Genomic DNA, 22,859 nt, shown 5'->3' on the forward strand with positions numbered 1-22,859 from the left:
GGCACCCCCACAACTCCACCGACCCGGGGCATCGCTGGTTCCGTGAGCACCTGGCGGCCGCTGTCCTCACCCCGGCCGGACCGGTCGCGACGGGCGCCCGAGCGGCGCACCGACCGAGCCCGGCCCACCCGTCCACCGGCCGGTACGCGTGGCGCCCGGGCCGTCAGGCGGCGGTCTTGGACCGGAGTACGTCGTCGCCGTAGAGGTCTTGCACCCAGTCGGCCCGGTAGACGGTTTCGAGGTAGCGCTCCCCGAGGTCGGGGGCGATGGCGACCGCGGTCACCGGCCGGTCCCGCTGGGCCAGCCACTGGGCGGCGCCATTGACCACGGTCCCGGTGGAGCCGCCGAAGACGAAGCCGTGGCGGGCCAGTTGGTGGCAGGTACGGATCGTGTCGGCTTCGTCGACATGGACCACGTCGTCGACGTAGGAGCAGTCGAGGAGCGGGGGGCGGATGCTGGTGCCGAGGCCGGGGATCATGCGGCGGTTGGGCGGCCGTCCGAAGGTGGCGGAGCCCTCCGCGTCGATCGCGACGATGCGTACCGGGCGGTGCCAGGTGCGGAAGTAGCGGGCGCACCCCATGAGGGTCCCGGTGGTGCCGGCCCCGATGAAGAGCACGTCGAGGTCAGGGAAAGCTCGGGCGATGGCCGGTGCGGTGGTGCGGTAGTGGGCGGCTTGGTTGTTGGGGTTGGTGTACTGGTTGAGCCAGACGTAGCGGTCGTCGGACGCGCACAGGGCGCGGACGTGGTCGATCCGGGCGCCGAGCAGGCCGCCGGTGGGGGAGGGTTCGGTGATGACGTGGACCTCGCTGCCGAGGGCTTCCAGGAGCAGCCGGGTCGCCAGGTTGCAACGGGAGTCCGTCACGCACACGAACCGGTAGCCCTTGCTGGCTGCGATCATGCTCAGTGCCACGCCGAGGTTGCCGGAGGAGGATTCGACCAGGACGGAGTCCTGGGAGAGCAGGCCGTCGCGTTCGGCAGCCTCGACCATCGCGATCGCGGCTTTGAGCTTGATCGACCCGGCGAAATTGAACCCTTCGCACTTCAGGAACAGCCGGTGCCCGGTGATCGCCTCGAGGTCGATGTAGAGATCGTCCTGGTTGAATGCCTGGGGGGTCGAGATGACCGGCATGGTCGCCTCCTTGTGTGCACTCGCATCGGCGTCCGGGTGCCGAGGCCCGGTGTGGCGGCGGTTCGGGGAGCAATCCGTCGGCTGCGGCGCCTTCGGGGCCACTACCAGTACGCGGGCTGACCGCGGCCCTGTCACGTCACCTGATCTCGGGACTTGACACCGGTCGCCATCACGGCTCGGCGCCGCCGCTCTAGCCCCGGGGACACCTCATGTCAAGCCACGACATCGAGCGGCATGACGGGCGTCCGGAGGCCCGGCCTACTGGAAGGGCGGCATCGCGCCTCCGCCCTTGAAGGCCTCCGCCTTGCTGCGCCCCCCGAACGTCGTCGAGGAGCAGACATGCCACAGATACCCACTGATGCCCGGGCGGCCGCCCGGCCGGTCCCCGCAGTACTTCCCGAGCGCAGGCCCGCACCCGGGCCCGAAGGCGCGTCCGGTGGCCCGGCGGCCGAGACCGCCAGGCTCCTCGCACAGGTGCTGGCCGATGTCGTGGGCATCGAGCGGGTGTCGGGCGACAGCGACTTCTTCGAGGATCTGGGCGCCGATTCGATGGTGATGGCACGGTTCTGCGCCCGGGTTCGGAAGCGGGCGGACCTGCTGCCCGTGTCGATGAAGGACGTCTACCGCCATCCCACCGTCAACAGCCTCGCCTCCGCGCTCGTCGGCGCCGCGCCCGCCGCCGCCGGCGGTCCCGCGCCCGCGCCCGCGGCCACGAGGCCGGCGAGGGCGGGAACGGGGCAGTACCTGCTGTGCGGAGCGCTCCAGCTCCTGCTGTTCCTCGCGTACTCCTACCTCGCCGCGCTGGCCACGGTCCGGGGCTGCGAGTGGGTCGCCGCCGGCCAGGGCGTGCTCGACGTCTACCTGCGGTCCGTGCTGGTGGGCAGCGTGGGCTTCGCCGGCCTGTGCATGGTGCCGATCGCGGCGAAATGGACCCTCATCGGTCGTTTCACGCCCCGGGACTTCCCCGTCTGGAGCCTCACCTACGTACGGTGGTGGCTGGTCAAGACCTTGATCCGCACGAGCCCTGTGCGCCTGTTCACCGGCTCGCCGCTGTACGCGGCGTATCTCAGGGCGCTGGGCGCGAGGATCGGGCGCGATGTCGCCATCTTCTCCACGCACATTCCTGTCTGCACCGATCTGCTCACGATCGGTGACGGTGCGGTGATCCGCAATGACGTGCTCTTCTCCTGCTACCGGGCGCACGCCGGCCTCATCCAGACCGGACCGGTCACCCTCGGTGACAGCGCCTTCGTCGGCGAACAAGCCGTCCTCGACATCAACACCTCCATGGGCGCCCGGGCCCAGCTCGGGCACGCCTCCAGCCTGCACGCAGGTCAGAGCGTTCCCTCAGGAGAGAGCTGGCACGGGTCACCGGCCGAGCCCGGCGGTACAGACTTCCGCACGGTCGGTACGGTCCGTACGCTCGGTGGCGCCGACCGCTCCGGCACCAGGAAGGTCTGCTACACCGTCGGGCAGCTGCTGGCTCTCCTGATGGTGTACCTGCCGCTGGCCACCGGCGGCGTCGCCGCGCTGCTGGACCCGCTGCCGCAGCTGGACGCACCGTCTCGCGTCGGGACGTCGGCCTTCACCAGCGGGACGTTCTACCTGACCGCGCTGGCCGCCTCCCTGGTGCTGTTCTTCGGCGCCGCGTTGGTCGCGCTCTTCATCCAGGGCGTCGTACCGCGTCTGCTCAACCTGGCGGTCGAGCCGGACACGGTCCATCCGCTCTACGGCGTCCAGTACGGCCTGCACCGGGCCATCAGGGTCTTGACCAACAGGAAGTTCTTCATGGCGCTGTTCGGAGACAGCTCCGCGATCGTCCACTACCTGCGCTACCTCGGCTACGACCTGTCCCGTGTCACACAGACCGGGTCGAACTTCGGGACCAGCGTGAAGCACGACAGCCCTTTCCAGAGTTCGGTGGGCAGCGGGACGATGGTCGCCGACGGGCTGTCGCTGATCAACGCCGAATACTCCAACACGTCGTTCAGGCTGTCCCGGGTCTCGGTCGGGGCCCACAGCTTCCTCGGCAACCGCATCGCCTATCCCGCGCAGGCCAGGACCGGTGACAACTGTCTGCTGGCGACGAAGGTGATGGTGCCGGTCGACGGAGAGGTCCGGGAAGACGTGGGCCTGCTGGGCTCGCCTCCCTTCGTCATTCCACGCACGGTGCTGCGGGACACCAGGTTCCAGGACCTGGAGAGCGGCGACGAGTTGCGCCGGCGCCTGGCCGCCAAGAACCGGCACAACGCCGTCACGGCGGGTCTGTACCTGACGGCGCGGTGGGCCCACTTCTTCGTCGTCGCCCTGGTCGCCCTGGGCGCCAACGCCCTCTACCCCTCGCTGGGCGCGTCGGCGTTCGCGCTGGCCGGCGTCGCCACACTGCTGATCAGCGTCGTCCACTTCGCGTTGGTCGAACGGGCCGCGGCCGGGTTCAGGCCCCAGGAACCGTTGTACTGCTCGATCTACGAGCCGTCGTTCTGGCGGCACGAGCGCTTCTGGAAGGCCGCGTCGGTCGACTACACGCAGCTCTTCAACGGAACCCCGTTCAAGAACGTCGTCTGGCGGCTGCTGGGCGCGAGGATCGGAAAGCGGGTCTTCGACGACGGCTGCTTCTTCCCGGAGCGGACCCTCGTCACCGTCGGGGACGACTGCACGCTGAACGCTGGCACGGTCGTCCAGTGCCACTCACAGGAGGACGGCGCCTTCAAGTCCGACCGCACCGCGATCGGTGACGGCTGCACCCTCGGTGTCGGCGCGTTCGTCCACTACGGCGTGACGCTCGCCGACGGCGTCGAGCTCGCCTGCGACTCCTTCCTCATGAAGGGCGAGCAGGTCCCGCAAGGAGCCCGCTGGGCAGGGAACCCGGCCCGGCAGCAGCCCGAGGACACCCCGCCATCCGCGACGCCCCCGGCACACGGCGTCTGACACCCGATCACACCAGCACCAGGACAGGAGAGACCGTCATGGCAGTCGAGGCATCCACCGGCAGAGAGTTCTGGCACGACGTCCTAGCCGCGGGCAGCGGCACCGGCAGTGGCCGCACGTCCCTTCCACGCTGGACCCGCAGGCCGGTCGCGGGCGTGGCGGAGTACGAGGCCCGCCTCCCCGAAGGCCTGGCGGTGGCACTGCGCCGCCTGGCGGACGACCTGGCCGTTCCGCTGGACCACGTGCTGCTCACCGCGCACGCGAAGGTGCTGGCCGCACTCAGCGGCGAACAGGAGGTGACCACGGGGTACGTCACATCCGCCGACGGCCGGCCGCTGCCGTGCAGGCTGACGGCAGGGCCCGGCTCGTGGCGGACGCTGCTGCTGCACGGTCACCACGCCGTCGAGCGGCTACTGGCCGAGCAGGAATTCCCCGTCGACGACCTCCGGCGCGAACTCGACCTGACCGGCGCACCCTTCGAGACCGTCCTCGATCCCACCGGCATCGACGGCGGCCGCCTCGCCGTCGACGGAGAGCAGACCGGGGACGGCGCCACACCGGCCGCGGACACGGTGCTGTGGCTGGGCGTCGACGGCCACCACGACACCGGACGGCCGACGCTCCGGCTGCGCTACCGGACCGACGTCCTCGACGCGGGCTGTGCCGCCCGGATCGCCGGATACCACCTCACCGTGCTCACCCTGATGGCCGCCGACCCGGATGCCGACCACACGGGTCGGAGCATACTGTCGGCCGAAGAGCTCCGCTTCCAGCTCCGTGGCCTGGCCGGGCCGCGCCGAGCACTGCCGCCGCACCGGGCGCACGAGCTGTTCGAGCAGCGCGTACGGCAGCACCCGAATGCCGTCGCAGCCCAGCACGGCGACCGGAAGCTGACCTACCAGGAGCTCAACGTCCGCGCCAACCAGCTGGCCCATGCCCTGCGCGCCCAGGGACTGCGGCGTGAAGGCGTCGTCGCGGTCGCCATGGAGAGGACGCTGGACTGGCCGGCCGCCGTCCTGGCCGTCCTCAAGGCCGGCGGTGCGTACCTGCCCGTCGAGCCGCACCTGCCGGCCGAACGGATCAAGGCGATGCTGGCCCGTGCCGGATGCGGGCTGGTGCTGACGCAGCAGGCCCCCCAGGGCGCCCCCACCACCCTCCAGCAGGCCCTGGTGGCCGTCCGGCCCGAGGTCCGCACGCTGATCGTCGACACCGCCTACGACCAGGGGTATCCCGGGACCGATCCCGGTGTGGCGGTCGAGCCGGACCAACTGGCCTACATCTACTTCACGTCCGGCTCGACGGGCGAGCCCAAGGGCGCGATGTGCGAGCACCAGGGCATGCTCAACCACCTCTACGCCAAGATCGACGACCTTGAGATCGGCCAAGGGCAGGTGGTCGCCCAGACCGCGCCCCAGTGCTTCGACATCTCGCTGTGGCAGCTGCTCGCGCCGCTCCTGGCCGGGGGGCGGACCCTGCTGATCGAGCAGGAGGCGATCCTCGACGTCTCACGCTTCCTCGACACCGTCGTCCGCGGCCGGGTGGGTGTGCTGCAAGTCGTCCCGTCCTACCTGGACGTCGTCGTGTCCCATCTCGAACAGCACCCCCGGACGCTGCCGGACCTGCGGTACGTGTCGGTCACGGGTGAGGAGCTGAAGAGGGAACTCGCCCAGCGCTGGTTCACCGCCCAGCCCCACATCAAGCTCGTCAACGCCTACGGCCTGACCGAGACCAGCGACGACACCAACCATGAGGTCATGGACCGCACGCCGGACGGCGACCGGGTCCCACTCGGCCGCCCCGTCAACAACGTGCACCTCTACGTCGTCGACGAGCGCCTCGACCCGGTGCCCCTCGGCGCGCCCGGCCTGATCGCCTTCTCCGGGGTCTGCGTCGGCCGCGGCTACGTCAACGACCCCGAGCGCACCCGGCCGACCTACCTCGTGGACCCCCACCGCGGGGGCGAGCGCCTGTACCTCGGCGGCGACGTCGGCCGCTGGCGACCGGACGGCAAGCTGGAATTCCTCGGCCGCCACGACAACCAGGTCAAGCTCCGCGGATTCCGCATCGAGACCGGAGAGATCGAGAACATCCTGCTGCGAGCGCCCGGGGTGCGCGCCAGCGCCGTGGTCGTCACCGAACGGCCCGACCGCAGCGCCCACCTGGTGGCGTTCTACACCGCCCCGCACCCGATCGACACGGGCGTCCTGCTGGACCACCTGGGAACGTCCCTGCCCGGGTACATGGTCCCCTCGGCCGTCCACTGGCAGGAAAGCCTCCCTCTCACGGCCAACAGCAAGATCGACCGGACGGCCCTGTCGGCCCTGGCCGCACGACTGCACACGGCCGAGCACGACGTCCAGGCTCCGGAAACACCCTGCGAACGCCGTCTCGCGACCGCCTGGGCGAGCGTGCTCGGCATCGCCCGACACCGGATCGGCCGCCGCGACAACTTCTTCGACCTGGGCGGGACCTCCCTGTCGGCGGTCAGACTCGCCGTCGCCCTGGACCGCGCGGTGTCCCCGGCGGACGTCGCCCGCCACCCCGTCCTGGCCGAACTGGCCCGGTTCCTCGACGCCGTACCCGACCGGAGCCCCGCCCAGCCGGCCTCCCCCTGATCGCGGGCCTCCTCCGCGACAGCACCGAAAGGACGAAGTCCATGTCATTCACCCGCTCCGTCAACCGCTCCGTGCCCGCCGCCGCGCCCCTGCCCCCGGTGGAGCTGCACCCGGACAGGCCCCCGGTCCTGCACGTCCCCGCCCCGGCCGACCCCACGGCCTGGGCGGCCGAACACCGCCGCGCACTGCTGGGCCTCGCCGCCGAACACGGCGCCGTACTCGTCCGCGGGCTCGGCCTGCGCGACACCGGGCAGGCCGCTGCGGTCTTCGCCCGGCTGGCCCCCGCCCTGATGACCGACACCGAAGCCTTCGCCCCCCGTCAGGTCCTCGCCCCCGGGGTGTACTCCTCCACGGCGTGGCCCGCCAACCAGCCCATGTGCATGCACCACGAACTCAGTTATGTCCACAGACCTCCCGGCCTGCTCCTGCTGGGCTGCCTGACGGCACCCACCACAGGCGGAGCCACCGCCCTCGCGGATGCGGCGGCCGTCGTGGACGCACTGCCGGCGGAGCTCGTACGGCGCTTCGAACGGGAAGGCTGGCTGCTCACCCGCAGCTACAACGACGACATCGGCGCCAGCTGGACCGAGGCGTTCGGCACCGACGACCGGGCCGCCGTCGAGAACTACTGCCGCGCCAACGCCATCGAGTTCGACTGGCAGGACGACGGCGGTCTGCGCACCCGCCAGCACCGTGCCGCAGTGGTGCGCCACCCGGCCACCGGCCGGCGCTGCTGGTTCAACCAGATCGCGTTCTTCAACGAGTGGACGCTGGAGTGCGACGTACGGGAGTACCTCCTCGACGTCTACGGCCCCGGAGCCCTGCCGTTCAACACCGCCTTCCCAAACGGCGACCCGATCGGCGAGGACGTGGTCCAGCTGATCAACACGGCCTACGCCGAGCACACCGTCCGTGAGCCCTGGCAGTCCGGCGACCTGATGCTCATCGACAACATCCGCACCGCCCACAGCCGGGAAGCGTTCGAGCCACCGCGCGACGTCCTGGTCGCCATGGCCGAACCCCTGCCCCCGGCCCCGTTCCCGGCCACCCCCACCGCGTCCCCCGACAGGAGCACCCGATGACCACGCCCGCGTTCGCCGTGATCCCCGGAGCCCAGGTCCAGCACATCCTCCAGGGACAGCAACGCCTGATCATGGACCTGATCGAGACCACCTACCACCTGCACTCCGTCGGGGAGTCGGTGAACCCGCCGTCGTACTTCCTGCGCTTCCCGGACCGCCCGACCGCCCGCATCATCGCGTTGCCCGCGTCGATCGGCGGACGGGCACGGGTGGACGGCCTCAAGTGGATCTCCAGCTTCCCCGACAACGTGCAGGCCGGCCTCCCCAGGGCCTCGGCCGTGCTGATCCTGAACGACCACGACACCGGTTACCCGTTCGCCTGCCTGGAGAGCTCCATCATCAGCGCCACCCGCACGGCCGCGATGGCCGCGTCGGCGGCCCACACGCTCAGCCGGGCCCGCGGGACGCGTCCGACCCGCGTCGGATTCCTCGGAACAGGACTCATCGCCCGCTACATCCACACGTTCCTGACCGCGACGGGCTGGTCCTTCGAGGAGATCGGGGTGCACGACATCAGCGCCGACAGCGCGGCCGGCTTCCACAGCTACCTGCGAGCCGCCGACACGGCCACCGAGCTCACCGTGCACGACAGCCCCGAGCAGCTGATCCGCTCCAGCGACCTGCTCGTCCTCGCCACCGTCGCCGACCGGCCACACGTCACCGACCCGGCATGGTTCGACCACAACCCCCTGGTCCTGCACGTGTCACTGCGCGACCTCGCCCCCGAAATCCTGCTCGCCTCGACCAACGTCGTCGACGACGTCGAGCACTGCCTCAAGGCCGACACCTCGCCCCACCTTGCCGAACAGCTCACCGGGAACCGTGACTTCCTCACGGGCACGCTGCACGACGTGACGACCGGCCGCGCGACACTGCCCCGAGGCCGGCCGGTGGTGTTCTCCCCCTTCGGCCTGGGCGTGCTCGACCTGGCCGTCGGCAGACACGTCTACGACGAGGCCGCCCGTACCGGGCAACTGCACGTCATCGACGACTTCTTCCACGAACTGCGCCGATACGGCTGAGCACCTCGTGCCGAGGCACTCGGCCTCGCCGAAGCCCGGACCGCGACCGGGCGCCGGCCGTTCCAGATTTTCTGGAACGGCCTTCGATGCCCGCACCGTTGCGGGCGGGGCCCGCCCGGACCCGGGACCGTACACAGGAGAGACCGGTGGGGGATTTTCTCAGTTTCGTGAGTTCTGACCTATCGGCTGGCCAGGGCCGGTTGTGTGGGGCGGGTGGACGAGGAGGTACAGCCTTCGGTCGCCGAGGGTTCGGGTGGAGCGTTGCCCGCGGTCCGGCTGTAGCCGATGCCTCGGGGCCAGTCCATGGCCCCGTACTGCGTCGGGGACAGGGGGCAGTGCGAACCGCCGTCTCCAAGTCCTTGAGCCGGCACCGATCCGTCCGGACGCTGCGAAGTCCGATCCTGCCCCATGTGGTCATCGCCTCCGGCACCCCTTGCCGGTACGGACTGTTCCAGCGCAGTGGAGTCTGACCAGCCGAAGTCGGGCTCGGCTGCCTGAGCCGAAGGCGCCGGCGCGATGCTCACGCATATCGCGGTCAGGGCCGCCGCGATGCCGCTTCGGATTCTCATCAGGGGACTCTCTCTCGCCCGGCGGATGCCGGAGCCGTGCTGTGCGTGTGCCTTAGCCAACCGGCGGCAGCGTGCGCAGACCATGCAGTTCCACCCGCAAAACTCAGACCGGACCACTTTTGCGGGCCCCACCCCGCCGTCCTCCACCCTCCGTGCCGCCGTCGGGCTGAGGGCCCCGGCGGCGTGTGGTGGAAGCGGGCGCGGCGGTGTGCCGCCCGCGTCGGCCAGGACGTGCCCGAGAAACCGCGTGCGGGAGCCGGCGACCAAGACAGGCCGGCTCAGCACGCACACGTCCGGGGGCGGCGGGCCGGGGAACGGGCTGCCCAGGGTGGGTGGGTCCGCTGTCCGGCGTGCTCTGGGCGCGGTGTCAGCGGGCCGCCTCGCCTTCGGGGTAGTGCCGGAGTCCGCCGAGGTTCGCGCGCACGCGAACCGGTGGGCCCTCGGCGGGTGGGCGCGGCCCGCAGGGTGCCGCCCGCCTTGCCGAGCCGGGTCTGCTGCTCGGTGTTGAGCGGCGGAAGTCGCGGTGTCGGGTGGCGAGCCGGCGGCCGATGCCGGCCGCACCGGACCGACGTTCACGATCCGGCCTCCCCCGGGCGACCGGAACGTGGTGCACCACTTCGGCAAATCTTCACACCTGCCACCGGAGGGGCGCCCCTTCCCGCGCCGCACCGCGGTATGACCGTAATGCCCCAGGTGTTTGATGGCCGTGTGCCCCTTTATGTCGGGTGAGCGCCATGGGCCTCGCATATTCGTTACTCGATCTTGTGAAGGCGTTGCGATGATCCGGCGAATGAATGGGGAGGCCCTTCGCCCGAGTTCACGCCCCGGGGCGCGGCGAGCGTCAACACGGTTGGCATGACCACTCGTTCGCGTGCTTACATCTGCCCACCGCCGGCGGTTCTCGGAAACCCTGCCCGGGTTCGGCCCGGGCCGGGCTGCCGCGGCGGAAATGCCCGTGGCCGTTTTCCCCTTTCAGTCACGGCAATTGACGAATTCTCATACGAAGGAAAGGTGCGCAACCATGCGTAACGACATCGAGACCCGCGAGATCGACGACACCGAACTGGACGCCGTCGCCGGCGGTGTGGCGATTTCCGGTGGCCTCGCCGGCGCCGTCCTCGGCGACGTCCAGACCGTGCTGGGCGCCGTGACCTCCCTGGACACCGTCCATGCCGCCACGGCCCTGCCCGGTGCGGTCACCGGCATCGCCGGCGTGCAGGTCGGCGTCGCCGGTCTCTGAGTACGGCCGGTTGTCGCCCGTGAACCCCGGAACGCAGCCGTTCCGGGGTTCACGGCGGCTCACGCAGTCGAAGGAATACCCCGTGCAGTTCCGCCAAAAGGCGCTTTCCAAGCTGCAATCGCCCGAAGAACTCGATCTGCCCGTACGATTCGCGCGCCCGCAGGGCCGGCTCGTGCTGGCGGTCACCGTGGTCGTCATGGCCGCCGCGAGCATCTGGGCATGCACCGGATCCGTGTCCGCGAAGTTGAGCGCACCCGGAATCCTCACTCACCCCGAGGGCAGTTACCTGTTGCAAAGCCCGTATGCGGGACAGGTCACCGAGGCCCTGGCCAAAGAGGGCCAGTTGCTGGCCCCCGGCGCGCCCCTGGTCCGGGTCGCGACGGACCGCGGCGAGCAGGTCGTACGCCTGGTGGCCGGCGGGCGGGTGACGACGCTGGTCGCCAAGACCGGTTCGGTCCTGACGACCGGCGCGGACGTCGCGACCGTGGAACGCGTGAAGAACCCCGCCGAGCCGCTGACCGCCCTGCTCTACGTATCCGGCCCGAGCAGCGCGGCCATCCCCGTGGGCGCCCCGGTCGACCTCACCGTCCAGTCCGTCCCCCAGCCCCGGTACGGGGTGCTGCGCGGCCGCGTCCAGGCGGTAGGCCGGGCGCCCCAGACGGCGGCGCAGATCGGTGGCTTCCTCGGTGACAGCCGGCTTGCCGCACAGTTCACCCGGCAGGGCAATCCGGTCGCCGTGGTCGTGCGGCTCGAGCGCTCGTCCGCGACCGCGTCCGGCTACCGCTGGTCCTCCCAGGACGGTCCCCCCTACCCGGTCGACTCCGCGACGCCGGTCACCGGAGCCGTCCACCTCGCCGTGCAGCGGCCCATCGACTGGCTGCTGCCGTGACCGCCCCGCAGCGGCGGGGGAACGCCGGTCGCCGCTCCTCGCGCCGCCGTCCCGCCTTTGCCCCGCGAGGCCGTACGCCCCGGCCCGTACGCACCCCCACCGTGCTCCAGATGGAGGCGGTGGAATGCGGCGCGGCCGCGCTGGCCATGGTGCTCGGCCACTACGGCCGCTTCGTCCCCCTGGAAGAGCTGCGGGTCTCCTGCGGGGTCTCCCGAGACGGCTCCCGCGCGAGCAACCTCCTCAAGGCGGCACGGGGTTACGGGCTCGCGGCCAAGGGCATGCAGATGGACCTGGCCGCGCTCGCCGGAGTGCGGCCCCCGGCCGTCCTCTTCTGGGAGTTCAACCACTACGTCGTCTACGAGGGCATGGGCCGCCGCTTCGGCCGCCGGGGCGTCCACGTCAACGACCCGGCCAAGGGCAGGCGCTTCGTTCCCATGGAGGAGTTCGACACCGGCTTCACCGGCGTCGTCCTCACCTTCGAACCGGGCCCGGGCTTCCGCCGCACCGGCCGCAAGCCCGGCATTCTGGCCGCCCTGCCGGCCCGCCTGCGCGGCACCTCGGGCACCCTGCTCGCGGCCGTGCTCTCCAGCCTCCTCCTGGTGGCCGTCGGCGCGGCGGTGCCCGCCCTGAGCCGTACGTACATCGACATGTTCCTGATCGGCGAGCAGACCTCGCTCCTGGGCGTGCTCTTCGCCTCGATGGCGGCCACCCTGCTCCTGACGGCCGTGCTCACCGGCCTCCAGCAGGCCAACCTGCTGCGCGGGCGCATCATCTCCTCCACCCTGGGCAGCGCCCGCTTCCTACGGCACCTCCTCAGGCTTCCGGTCGCCTTCTTCTCCCAGCGCGGCCCGGCGGACCTGGTCCGGCGCCTCCAGTCCAACGACGCGGTCGCCGAGACCCTGGCCAGGGACCTCGCCGCCGCCGGTGTGGACGCGGTGGTCGTCGTCCTCTACGCGGTGCTGCTGTGGACGTACGATCCGCAGCTCACCGTCGTCGGCATCGGCGTCGCCCTGCTCAATCTCGTGGCCATGCGCATCGTGATCCGCGTACGGGCCACCGGCACCCAGAAGCTGCGCGCCGAGAACGCCCGGCTCATCAACACCTCCTACAGCGGTCTCCAGCTCATCGAGACGATGAAAGCCACCGGCGGCGAGGACGGCTTCTTCCGCCGCTGGGCCGGCCGGCACGCCGTCACCCTCGACGTGCAGCAGCGCCTCGGCATGCCCAGCGCCTGGCTGGCGGTCGTCGCGCCCACGCTGGCGGCGCTCAACAGCGCGCTGATCCTGATGATCGGCGGCCTGCGGGCGGTGGAGGGACACCTCTCGGTCGGCCTGCTCGTCGCCTTCCAGGCACTCGTCACGAGTTTCACCGCGCCGATCACCCGGCTGAACGGCGTGGCCGGACGGATCCAGGACTTCACGGCCGACGTCGCCCGCCTCAAGGACGTCGAGAACTTCCCCGTCGACCCGCTCTACACCCGACGTGAACCCCCCGCCGCGACGCGCCGCCTCCACGGCCGGGTGGAACTGGAGGGCATCACCTTCGGATACAGCCCGCTGGACGCCCCGCTCCTGAAGGGATTCTCCCTCTCGGTCGGCCCCGGCCGGCAGGTCGCGCTCGTCGGCGGCTCCGGCAGCGGCAAGTCCACCGTCTCCCGGCTGATATCCGGCCTGTACACGCCCTGGGAGGGCACGATCCGCATCGACGGCATGCGCCTGGAGGACATCCCGCGCGGCGCGCTGGCGGCGTCGGTCTCCTTCGTCGACCAGGACGTCTTCCTCTTCGAGGGCACGGTCCGCGACAACGTCGCCCTCTGGGACCCCTCCATCCCGGACGAGGCCGTGATCGCCGCCCTGGAGGACGCGGCCGTGTACGAGGTCGTCGCGCGGCGCCCCGGCGGCATCCACAGCCGGGTGGAGCAGGACGGCCGGAACTTCTCCGGCGGCCAGCGCCAGCGACTGGAGATCGCCCGGGCCCTGGTGCGCCGCCCCAGCGTCATGGTCCTGGACGAGGTGACCAGCGCCCTGGACGCGGCGACCGAGCAGACCGTCATGGACAACCTGCGGCGACGCGGCTGCGCGTGTGTGGTCATCGCCCACCGGCTGAGCACGGTGCGCGACAGCGACGAGATCCTCGTCCTCGACCGGGGGAGGGTCGTCGAACGCGGGCGGCACGAACAGCTGCTGGCCGCGCGCGGCCCGTACGCCGAACTGGTCAAGGAGCACTGAGGTGGCATCCCCGTACCCGGCCCACGCCCAACCAATTGCCGTCGTCGCCCCGGACCCGGTCGTGGCGGCCCTGGGCGGACTCGGCGCGGCCGTCGACTGCGCGGGTGTGCGCAGTCTGTCCCTGGAGGGGCCGCTCGTCCTGTGGCTCGTCGTCGAGGGGGACCTGGACCTGTTCGCCGTCGACGCCGCGCAGGCCGGACACTGGCACTTCCTGGGCCGGCTGGAGGCGGGCACCCTTCTGCTGGGCCCGCCCGACGGCCCCGGGCACACGCTGGTGGGCCGCCCCCTGCACGGCTGCCGACTGCACCGCATCGAGCTCCACGAGCTGGGGAGCACGCCGTACGCCGACCCGTGGTCGTACGACCAGGGCCAGTACGGCTCACCCTACGACGCCGCGCCGCTGAGCCCCCTCGAGTACGCCTTCGCGCTCGGCGTCGGCCGGGGCCTGCGAGTGCTCTACCAGGCACCCTTGGAAAACCGGGCCGGCACCTCCCGGGGCGGGACCGACGACGACATCCTGTGGATCCCGGTCAGCCCCGGCAGCGTGGGGTACGGCGCCGCTTACGAGGGGCACGGCGCCACCGGTGCCCTCCTCCTCGACGCGACGCTGTGGCAGGGCATGGTCGAGCAGCAGCACCGGCTGCTGGACGCCCTGGGGGACTGGATCGAGCAGCTCGAACGCGCCCACGAGGACCGCGCGGCAGCCGGTATCCGGGCCGGCGAGGCCGCCCGTACCCGCGCCGACCGCACGCTGCTGGCGTCCATCGGCCGCTCGGGCCGGGGCCCGCGGCGCGGCGCGAGCGACGACGCGGCGTTCGCCGTGTGCCGCCTGGTCGCCGCCGAGGCCGGCATCGCACTGTCCGAGGGGCGTGCGACGGGCTCCGCCGCCTCCGGCTCCGGACGCACCGATCCCGTCGAGCAGCTCGCGCTCGCCTCGCGGATCCGTACCCGTACGGTCCGCCTGGGCGGCCGGTGGTGGCGGGAGGACAGCGGGCCGCTGGTCGGCCGGCGTGAGGCGGACGGGACCCCGGTGGCCCTGCTGTGGCGGCGCGGCGGCTACGAGGCCGTCGACCCGGCCCGCGGAACGCGCGAGCGTGTGGACGAGGACACCGCGTCCGCCTTCGAAGCACGCGGCCTCATGTTCTACCGTCCGCTGCCCGAGGGGGAGCCGAGCCTGCCGCGGCTGCTGCGCTTCAGCCTGCGCGGCACCGGCAGGGAGCTGCGCGGGCTGCTCCTGGGCGGGCTGGTCGCGGTCGGCCTGGGAGCCCTCGTACCCCTTGCCACCGGAAAGGTGCTCGGCGAGTACGTACCCCGTGCCGAGGGCGGCCTCATCGTGCAGACCGCGCTGGCGCTCATCGCGACGAGCCTCGTCTCGGCCGCGTTCATCCTGCTGCAGAACGTCTCCGTCCTGCGTATGGAGGGCCGTATCGAGGCCACCCTGCAGCCCGCCGTATGGGACCGGCTCCTGCGGCTGCCGGTGAGCTTCTTCGCCGGCCGCTCCACCGGCGAACTGGCCGGCGCCGCCCTGGGCATCGGCGCCATCCGCAGCGCCCTGTCCGGCATCGGCTCGGTGTGCGTCCAGGCCGGTGCCGTCGCCGTGGTGAACCTCGCGCTGCTCCTCGCGTTCAGCGTGCCGCTGGCGCTGGCGGCGATCGCCATGCTGCTCGTCATCGCCGCCGTGTTCCTGGGCCTGGGGCTGTGGCAGCTCCGCTACCAGCGACAGCTGATCGAGCTCGGGCACAGGCTCGACAACCAGGCGTTCCAGACCCTGCGCGGACTGCCCAAGCTACGCGTGGCGATGGCCGAGAGCTTCGCCTACGCCGCCTGGGCGAAGGAGTTCGCGCGCACCCGCGAGCTCCAGCAGCGCATCGGCCGGATCAAGAACGCCGTCACCGTGCTCAACGCGGTCTGTCTGCCGCTGTGCACCCTCGTGATGTTCATGCTGCTGGCCGGGCCGGCCCGGGGCAGCATGTCCGCCGGTGACTTCCTCACCTTCAGCACCGCCGTGACGATGATGCTGGCTTCGGTCACGCAGCTGACCGGCGCGCTCCTCTCCGCCGCCGCCGTACAGCCGATGTTCGAACAGCTCAGGCCGCTCCTCGCCGAGCCCCCCGAGGTCTGCGGATCCTCCACCATGCCCGGTGAGCTGAGCGGCGCCATCGAGGCGAGGAACCTCTCCTACCGCTACACCGCCGACGGCCCCCTGGTCCTCGACGACGTGTCGCTGCACATTCGCCCGGGTGAGTTCGTCGCGATCGTCGGAGCCAGCGGCTGCGGCAAATCCACCCTGCTGCGCCTGCTCATCGGCTTCGACCGGCCGGCCGCCGGCAGCGTCCTGTACGACGGCCAGGACCTGGCGGCCCTCGACCAGGCGGCCGTCCGCCGCCAGTGCGGGGTCGTCCTGCAGAACGCCCAGCCCTTCTCCGGCTCGATCCTCGACTGCATCAGCGGTGCCGAGACGTACTCGCCGGCCGAAGCGTGGGAGGCCGCCGCGATGGCGGGCTTGGCGGCGGACATCAAGGCCATGCCGATGGGCATGCACACCATCCTCTCCGACGGCGGCGGCACCGTCTCGGGCGGCCAGCGCCAGCGCCTGATGATCGCCCAGGCCCTCATACGCAAGCCGCGCGTCATCTTCCTGGACGAAGCCACCAGCGCGCTGGACAACGAGGCCCAACGCGTGGTGACCGACTCCACCCGCGCGCTGCGCTGCACCCGCGTGGTCATCGCCCACCGGCTCTCCACGGTCATGGACGCGGACCGGGTGATCGTCATGTCCTCCGGCCGCATCGCCCAGCAGGGCCCACCGGCCGAACTCCTCGCGGACCCGGCGGGCCCCTTCCGTGAACTGGTCCGCGGCCAGATGAACTGACCGGGCGGGCGACCCCTGTAGGAGCCGGCCGACCCGGAGAACCACTGCGCACGATGGGCGGAGTCGAGGACGGCCCGGGAGTGGTCGAGGAGGCCGGCGTCGCCAAACGACGGGCTCAGCCCCGGACGGCGCGGTGGCCGGATCCGGTGCCCGGACGCTGCGGACGGCGAGCAGGCCCAGGGAGGAACACGCGACCAGGAAGGCGGCGACACCGAGCGTCGTGCCGGGGCCGACGGCCGCGGCGACGGCCCCGGCCAGGGCCATGCCCGCCGGATTCATGGCGGTGGACAGCAGCCAGCCGAGGATGTCGACCCGGGAGATCAACTCCGGGGGGACGCGCCGCTGGACGGTGGCGTTTTACAGGTCGAGCTCAGCCCGAGGGCGCCGTTCATCAGGGCTGTTGCCACGGCGATCACCACGGGGTGCGCGTGGAGCGCGATGAGGGCCGGGGGCAGGCATCCGAGCGCCATGCACATGTTGGCCACGACCAGCGGACGGGAGGTTCTGATCCGCAGCCCGACCAGGGCTCCTGCCAGCGCCCCCACCGCCCGCATGGGACCGCCTCGGACATCTGGGGCAGTGCGGGCCCGAGTCGGCTGGCCCCGGACTGTCCTGGACAGAGCTGACTGCCCTCGCCGCGAGCCTGCCGGAGAGCCCGTCGGACCTCGGTGGCCTCGTCGATCAGGCACAGCGGCTGCTCCTCCTGCTGCCCATGCTCGGAGACCCAGCCGCACCGGGGGAGGCGTGGGCTGTCGTGGCTCGGGCCCTATCCCGCTGCGGAAGACCAGGAGAGGTGGCTCCCCGGTTCGCGCGGGAACTGCTCGGGACTGATGCGGACGACCGGCGTGTGGAACCGTTCTGGACGGTTGCCGTGCACAACCCGGTGCCCGTGGTGGCTGTCGGCGCGCAGGACGCCGGGGGCGGCGTCCTGATGGCGAGGGACTCCATCTTCCGGGTCGCCTCGATCACCAAGTCCGTCACCGCCGCCGCATTGCTGATCCTGGTGGAGGAGGGCACGATCGCCCCGGACGATCCGAGCCCTGCCCCTCCAGGAACAGTCGGCCGATGTCACGCTGCGCCGGACCAGGACGAGCGCCACCTGACCAGGCGAGGCCTGAACGACCGGATCACCGAAGACGACCGGGTGGACACGGTGATGCTCCCCGTTCGTGACGGCATCACCATCGCCCGCCGCCGCTGATGCGGCCGCTCCGGCCCGTGGCAGCGGATGACCTGCCGGGGCTGGCAGCCTCCATCGGCGGGGCGCGGCCCCGCGCCCGGCCGGCTGTCAGCCGGTGGTGATGCGGGTGAGGGTGTCTCCAAGGAGGCGGGTCGCGTCTTCGGCGTCGGCGTACTGCCCGGCATCGGCGTGGACGGTGCCGAAGGCGGGCCCGCCTTCGGGGGAGAGGGCGCGCCAGTGCAGGACGGGGGTGAGGGCGGTCACGGCGGCCCCGAGGAACCAGACGAGGGACCGCTGTCACAGACGGCGGCTACCTTGCTCAGGAACATGTAGGGGCGCAGGAGCAGGGAGTGGTCATGGTCGTCGAAGTGGGGTACGCGCAGGCGTGGGACCCGCAGGCCCGGGCGGCCTGGCGGCCCCTGTCCTCCGAAGAGGCCCGGGAGCGGGACGCGGCCGGGCTGCCGTACGTGGTGGTGTACCGGACTGCGGGCCGGGATGTGCCGCTGGAGGTCCGGCTCGTCTCCTGGCGGGACCATCACGTCGGGCTGTGGGTGTACGACGTCCAGGGCCGCCGTACACACGACCTGGACCTGAGGCTGCTGGACGACCCGGAGCGGCTGTTCCACCGGTACTCCGTCGCCTGGAACTACCCGGCCCCGGAGACGGCGGAGTTCGACCCGGAGTGCCCGCGCGTCATCCTGGACCTGTTCCCGGACGGGAGGGGGCGGAGGGTGGAGGAGCCCCGGGGCTACGCCACCTCGGCCGGCCTCCGCGAGGACGAGCGCTGGATGGAACGACCCGCCTTCGGGGAGTGGCCGCTGCTGTCGGCGCAGCTGCACGGGTTCACGGAGCCGCCGCCCATCGAGGCGGCCGTGGTCCTCGAGGGCGATGTCGGGGAGGCGCCCGCCTCCTGCTGGCGGCCGCCGCGTCCCGCGCAACCGGGCCGGATCGGGAAGCTGTTCCGGCCCGGGGTGCGGGTCACCGACGGGTACCACCCCGAGCAGACGGTCGTGGAGCCGCACCGGGTCGGTACCGTGCGCGTCCCCAGCGGGCTGCTGGCCGTCTCGGGCCTCTTCACCGGCCACGAGAACGGGCCGCACATCACGGTCCCCGTCCCGCCTGGGGAGTACGTGCTCGACGAGGCGCGGGTCGCATTCAGCTACCACTGCGAGTGGCGCAACGCCGAGGTCGAGACCACGGAACCCACGGCCGTCCGCCTGCTCCTCAGCGAGACCCCTGCGGCGTCCTGGGAGATGGCCCTCGGGGCGGACGACGACCGCCGCATCTTCATCGAGAAGCAGATAGCCGGATTCGACACGGACGGCGCCACCGGCTGCTTCGCCGATGCCGGGTCCTTTGAGTCGCTCCTCTCGCTCTTCGAGCGGGGGCTGATCGACGGGGAGCCGGACCTCGACGGGTACGAGGACCTCACCGACGGGTCGATGTTCATCCACCACACCTGGGACACGGCCACCGGCGGCGAACTGATGGCCTTCGCGACGACCGGAGACGGTACCTACCCCGTGTGGCTGGGGCGTTGCGAGGCCGGCGAGCTGGTCAGCGTCGTGGTGCTGATCGAGGGGATGCCCGAGATCCTGCCCGAGCGGGACGGGGTCGCCGCCGATGTCTGACGCGGCGTACGTGACGTACGAGGAGTCCTGGCACACGGGGTCCCGTACCGGCGGGCGGGCGCTGTCCCCCGACGAGGCGCGGGCGCGGGACGCGGAGGGGCTGCCGTACGCGGTGGTGTACCGCGCTCCGGGGCGCGGAGTGCCGCTCGGGGTGCGGATGGTGGCGTGGCGGGCCGGCACCGTCGACGCCTGGGCGTACGACGAGCAGGGCCGCCGGACCGCCGAGGTGGAACTGCGGGTACGCGACGACGAGCGGCTGCTGCTGCGACGGCTGCTCGTGCGGCGGTACCCGGACGCGGGGACGGCGCAGGACGCGGTGGACTGCCCCCGCACGGCGGTGGAGGTGTCCGCCGACGGCACGGCCCGGATCTCGCACCAGCCCGGGGGCATGCGGGGCGACTCCCTGGAGGCCGAGGTGGAGGTGGCCGACGGGGACCTGTGGGTGGTCCGGCCGGGCTTCGACGACTGGCCGGCGCTGCCTGTGGCGGACATGCTCCCGGAGTGGGTCGGCGTGCTGCCTGACGCGGAGTCGCCCGGCTGGCGGCGGGTGCCGTCGCGGCTGCGCGGGCCCGTCGACTTCGACCGGGTGTTCCGGGCCGGGGCGGAGATCCCCGGGCTGAAGGTCCTCGACCCGGTGCCGTGCGGAAGCGTGCGCGTGCCGAGCGGGGTGCTGGCGGTGGCCTGCCCGGACACCGGGGAGGGGCTGTCCGGGATCACGGTGGAGGTGCCGCCGGGCGCGTACCCGATGGAGGCGGCCTGGGTTGAGGTGGGGGAGGAGCACTGGGGGTCGTACATGGAGGCGGTGGCCGTCCGGCTGCTGATCGGTGAAGGCCCCGTGGCGGCCTGGGAGATGGCGCTCGGGCCGGGTGACGACACGCTCCGGCTCCGGGCCGGTACGGCCTTCGGCTTCGGCACGGACGCAGCCGCAGGCGCGTTCGGCGACGCCGAGGTATGGGAGGAGTTGCGGGACCTGCTGGCGCGGGCGAGGCGGCAGGGGTCACCGGAGCACGACCGGCTCTCCAACTCCGTCGTCGGCACGTACCTGCACGGTGGAAGCCTCGGGGCGGACCTGGCGGTGTTCTGCACGGGCGGCGACGGGGTGTACCCGGTGTGGGTGGGGCGGTCGGCGTCCGGGGAGGTCGTACGGGTGGCCGTGCAGACGGCCGTGCTGGATCTCGAATCCTGAGGCTGTTGCGTCAAGTGCGGTAGCGGTGTGGGGTGGGGCGGGCCGGCGGATATGACGGATTCTCCCCGGCCCATGCGGGTGGTGCCGGCTGCGGCCGACGTCGCATAGCCGGATCGCCCGGCGGCGGCCGGGACCGGGCACGCCGAGGCGCCGGAGCGGGCCCGTACTGCTTCGGGGCAGACGGCCGGACGGATCGCGGCCCCTGGCAACCGCGGCGGCCCGGCCGTGGTAACGGTACGGGTCAGCTGGTCCCGCCGGCACGCCTCCACCCTGGCAGCCGCCCCCACGCCCAAACGAACTCGTGCGCCACCGGGCGCCCGGTGTGCGTTTCACGGCCCCGGCCAACCGGGCCGCGGGCTGTGGCGGCCCCTTCGGCGACCACGGCCTGGTCCTCGTTGTCGTGCCCCTCCCGCAGCCGAAAGCCCGTGGCGACGAAGCAGCAGGTCCGGCATCATCCCCGTGTGATTGTTATGCAACCCGTTCTGGAGATCTCCGCTTCCGACGACTTCGAGCTCTGGCCCGTTGGCGAACACGATTCGTATGGCTACCTCGTGCTGAACGGGGGGCTGACTCCGGCGGAGGTCGGCACGGCCGTCATGCGCATCGCCGACTGCAATGACTTCGAGCCGGAAGAGGGGCACGGGTCGTGTCCGACCGACCCGCTCGGCGCCTTCCTGCACGGGCTGCTCACCATGCCTGACCTGTTCGCCGCCGGCGGCTTCCGGGTGACGGACAACGCCACCGACATCGTCTTCGTCGAGCCTGGCTGCTGCAACGGCCTGGAAACCTGGCGTGACTGGCTGGAGGTACTCGACGGTACCGAATGCGCCTACTTCGGCCACGATCCATCCTCGATGGCCGAACGCGTCAACGACGTGGTCCGGTTCACGTTCGATGCTCATGGGGTGGACGGCAGCCCGGTGATCGAGCTGCCGGTAGACCACGTACGCGGGCTCGTCGCCGACGCCCAGCAGGATCTGCAGGACTTCCTCAGCCTTGCCGGAACCTGGGCGGAACAACACCTGCCGGCACATGCTGCGGCCGTCACCACCGCCCTGGCATGGGCACTGGACCTGGCACCCACACCATGACCAGCTTCCTGACCCACCGAGCGCACGTGCACGACCCCGGCCTCCCCCTTCACCGGCGGCACAGCGCGCTGCGCACCTGCCTCACCGTTTTTGCCCCTTATGGTCTGCGGGCTACGTACCACCACCTCACCCTCAGCGCCGCGATCCCCCGCCGGCTGGAGGAGGACCCCGACGCGCTGGTGCGGGCGGTGGAGGAACTACACGAGGCACGTGTGCTGTGGCTCGCACGGGCAGAGCAGTACGCCGAGCAACGCCGGGCCGAGAAGCAGGCCGGGCGGCGGGCGGTACCGAACCCTCGGCCGTGGTGGCTACGGAACTGGTGGGAAAGTCCCGACCGTGCCTGGTTCGACGACCCGTTTCTTCACCCGTCGCTGCGCCTGTCCGAGTATGTACGGCGGCAGAACGCGATTCTTGACGGTACCGAGCTGCCTGGCTGCCCGGCTTGTGGGGATGAGGGACCGCGAGTGCTGAGCTCGACCGGGCACGGTTGGGTCGAGCTGTGCCGTGGCTGCGCGTGGTTGCTGGCGCCATGTCCGTGTGGGCAGCGGCACCGGTTCGTGCCGGTGACCCCGTTCAACTGGAACGAGATCTGGCAGCGGGCGCACATGGGCGATGACGGAAGGCCGAACTCGCTTTGGCCCGCGAGCTAGCCAGTTGGATCGGCAGCCAACGCTCAAAGAGTAAATCCAACCAGCTTCACTGGAACCTGCGCGCGGGCCCGCCTCAGCCAGCCCTCGGCCGCGGGCCGCTCCCATCGCGACAGGCCCGCTTGTCGATGTCGAGCCAGGGGGACATGCTCGCTGTAGCCGTCGTGCTTGTCGTCGATCACACACTCGACTCTGGGTCTGATCCGTGAAGCGGCTCTCTGGGGCGTTGTGCGCGGACCCGGCGCACACGCTTCACCGTCGCCGCCGCCGGGAGACCGGCCAGGAGGAGGGACAGCCCCACCGGGAGCACCCCGGCCCACAGCGTTGGTGAGACATACGCGGTGCCGGACGGGCCGTCCAAATGTTCCCACCCTCGTTCATCCCCACCCTCGGATCGCCGACGGGCCTCCATGATGACCGATCCGAGATGCCCTCGGAAGCCCGCCATGACGTGCTGGTGGGCTCGCACGCGCCTCGAGTCGAGGTTGCGTGTGCCAGCTCGACCCCACGCCTTCGCCGCGACCCTGGCGCCCGACAGCACTCGAGCACG

General features: G+C 71.6%; 14 protein-coding genes and 1 pseudogene. 13 read left to right on the forward strand and 2 right to left on the reverse strand.

Annotated features, from left to right (window positions below):
* Window positions 1–163 precede the first annotated feature (163 nt).
* A complete protein-coding gene (gene sbnA / locus B4U46_RS34160) occupies window positions 164–1,129 on the reverse strand; it encodes a 2,3-diaminopropionate biosynthesis protein SbnA (protein WP_079431428.1) in 966 nt (321 codons plus the stop codon).
* 339 nt (window positions 1,130–1,468) lie between these two features.
* Between sbnA and B4U46_RS34165 the strand changes: the two genes are divergently transcribed.
* The 9 genes and pseudogenes from B4U46_RS34165 to B4U46_RS34205 all read left to right on the forward strand — a co-directional run bounded on the left by B4U46_RS34165 (window position 1,469) and on the right by B4U46_RS34205 (window position 17,775).
* Window positions 1,469–4,057: a Pls/PosA family non-ribosomal peptide synthetase gene (locus B4U46_RS34165; protein ID WP_185117131.1), complete on the forward strand. Its 2,589-nt coding sequence runs from the start codon at window positions 1,469–1,471 to the stop codon at window positions 4,055–4,057.
* A 38-nt stretch (window positions 4,058–4,095) separates the two neighbouring features.
* A pseudogene (locus tag B4U46_RS34170) lies at window positions 4,096–6,645 on the forward strand (non-ribosomal peptide synthetase); the annotation flags it as partial.
* Between the two features lie 68 nt (window positions 6,646–6,713).
* Entirely contained in the window at window positions 6,714–7,754 is a 1,041-nt protein-coding gene (locus B4U46_RS34175; RefSeq protein WP_079431431.1) for a TauD/TfdA family dioxygenase, read from the forward strand.
* Window positions 7,751–8,776: a 2,3-diaminopropionate biosynthesis protein SbnB gene (gene sbnB / locus B4U46_RS34180; protein ID WP_079431432.1), complete on the forward strand. Its 1,026-nt coding sequence runs from the start codon at window positions 7,751–7,753 to the stop codon at window positions 8,774–8,776. Before B4U46_RS34175 ends, sbnB begins: the two co-directional genes overlap by 4 nt.
* Before the next feature lie 1,590 nt (window positions 8,777–10,366).
* Window positions 10,367–10,585 carry a hypothetical protein gene (locus B4U46_RS34185; protein ID WP_079431433.1) on the forward strand — a complete coding sequence of 73 codons (219 nt, stop codon included), beginning with the start codon at window positions 10,367–10,369 and terminating at the stop codon, window positions 10,583–10,585.
* An 82-nt stretch (window positions 10,586–10,667) separates the two neighbouring features.
* Complete coding sequence (locus tag B4U46_RS34190; protein WP_079431434.1) at window positions 10,668–11,474, forward strand: HlyD family efflux transporter periplasmic adaptor subunit; 807 nt, start codon at window positions 10,668–10,670, stop codon at window positions 11,472–11,474.
* Complete coding sequence (locus B4U46_RS34195; RefSeq protein ID WP_398907823.1) at window positions 11,471–13,702, forward strand: NHLP family bacteriocin export ABC transporter peptidase/permease/ATPase subunit; 2,232 nt, start codon at window positions 11,471–11,473, stop codon at window positions 13,700–13,702. Before B4U46_RS34190 ends, B4U46_RS34195 begins: the two co-directional genes overlap by 4 nt.
* A gap of 1 nt (window position 13,703) precedes the next feature.
* A complete protein-coding gene (locus B4U46_RS34200) occupies window positions 13,704–16,574 on the forward strand; it encodes an NHLP bacteriocin export ABC transporter permease/ATPase subunit (RefSeq protein WP_079431436.1) in 2,871 nt (956 codons plus the stop codon).
* Between the two features lie 847 nt (window positions 16,575–17,421).
* A complete protein-coding gene (locus B4U46_RS34205; protein WP_237293246.1) occupies window positions 17,422–17,775 on the forward strand; it encodes a serine hydrolase in 354 nt (117 codons plus the stop codon).
* A gap of 87 nt (window positions 17,776–17,862) precedes the next feature.
* On the opposite strand, the gene B4U46_RS37770 is transcribed toward B4U46_RS34205, so the two are convergent.
* A complete protein-coding gene (locus B4U46_RS37770) occupies window positions 17,863–18,018 on the reverse strand; it encodes a hypothetical protein (RefSeq protein WP_159036651.1) in 156 nt (51 codons plus the stop codon).
* Between the two features lie 92 nt (window positions 18,019–18,110).
* On the opposite strand from B4U46_RS37770, the gene B4U46_RS34210 reads away from it, so the two are divergent.
* The 4 genes from B4U46_RS34210 (at window position 18,111) to B4U46_RS34225 (ending at window position 22,312) form a co-directional block, all read left to right on the forward strand.
* Window positions 18,111–19,385: a DUF4241 domain-containing protein gene (locus tag B4U46_RS34210; protein ID WP_079432182.1), complete on the forward strand. Its 1,275-nt coding sequence runs from the start codon at window positions 18,111–18,113 to the stop codon at window positions 19,383–19,385.
* Window positions 19,378–20,571: a DUF4241 domain-containing protein gene (locus B4U46_RS34215; protein ID WP_079431438.1), complete on the forward strand. Its 1,194-nt coding sequence runs from the start codon at window positions 19,378–19,380 to the stop codon at window positions 20,569–20,571. Before B4U46_RS34210 ends, B4U46_RS34215 begins: the two co-directional genes overlap by 8 nt.
* 425 nt (window positions 20,572–20,996) lie before the next feature.
* Window positions 20,997–21,662 carry a hypothetical protein gene (locus tag B4U46_RS34220; RefSeq protein ID WP_311736903.1) on the forward strand — a complete coding sequence of 222 codons (666 nt, stop codon included), beginning with the start codon at window positions 20,997–20,999 and terminating at the stop codon, window positions 21,660–21,662.
* A complete protein-coding gene (locus B4U46_RS34225) occupies window positions 21,659–22,312 on the forward strand; it encodes a hypothetical protein (RefSeq protein WP_079431440.1) in 654 nt (217 codons plus the stop codon). Before B4U46_RS34220 ends, B4U46_RS34225 begins: the two co-directional genes overlap by 4 nt.
* Window positions 22,313–22,859: the final 547 nt, after the last annotated feature.

This window comes from Streptomyces katrae, assembly GCF_002028425.1.
Lineage (GTDB): Bacteria > Actinomycetota > Actinomycetes > Streptomycetales > Streptomycetaceae > Streptomyces > Streptomyces katrae_A.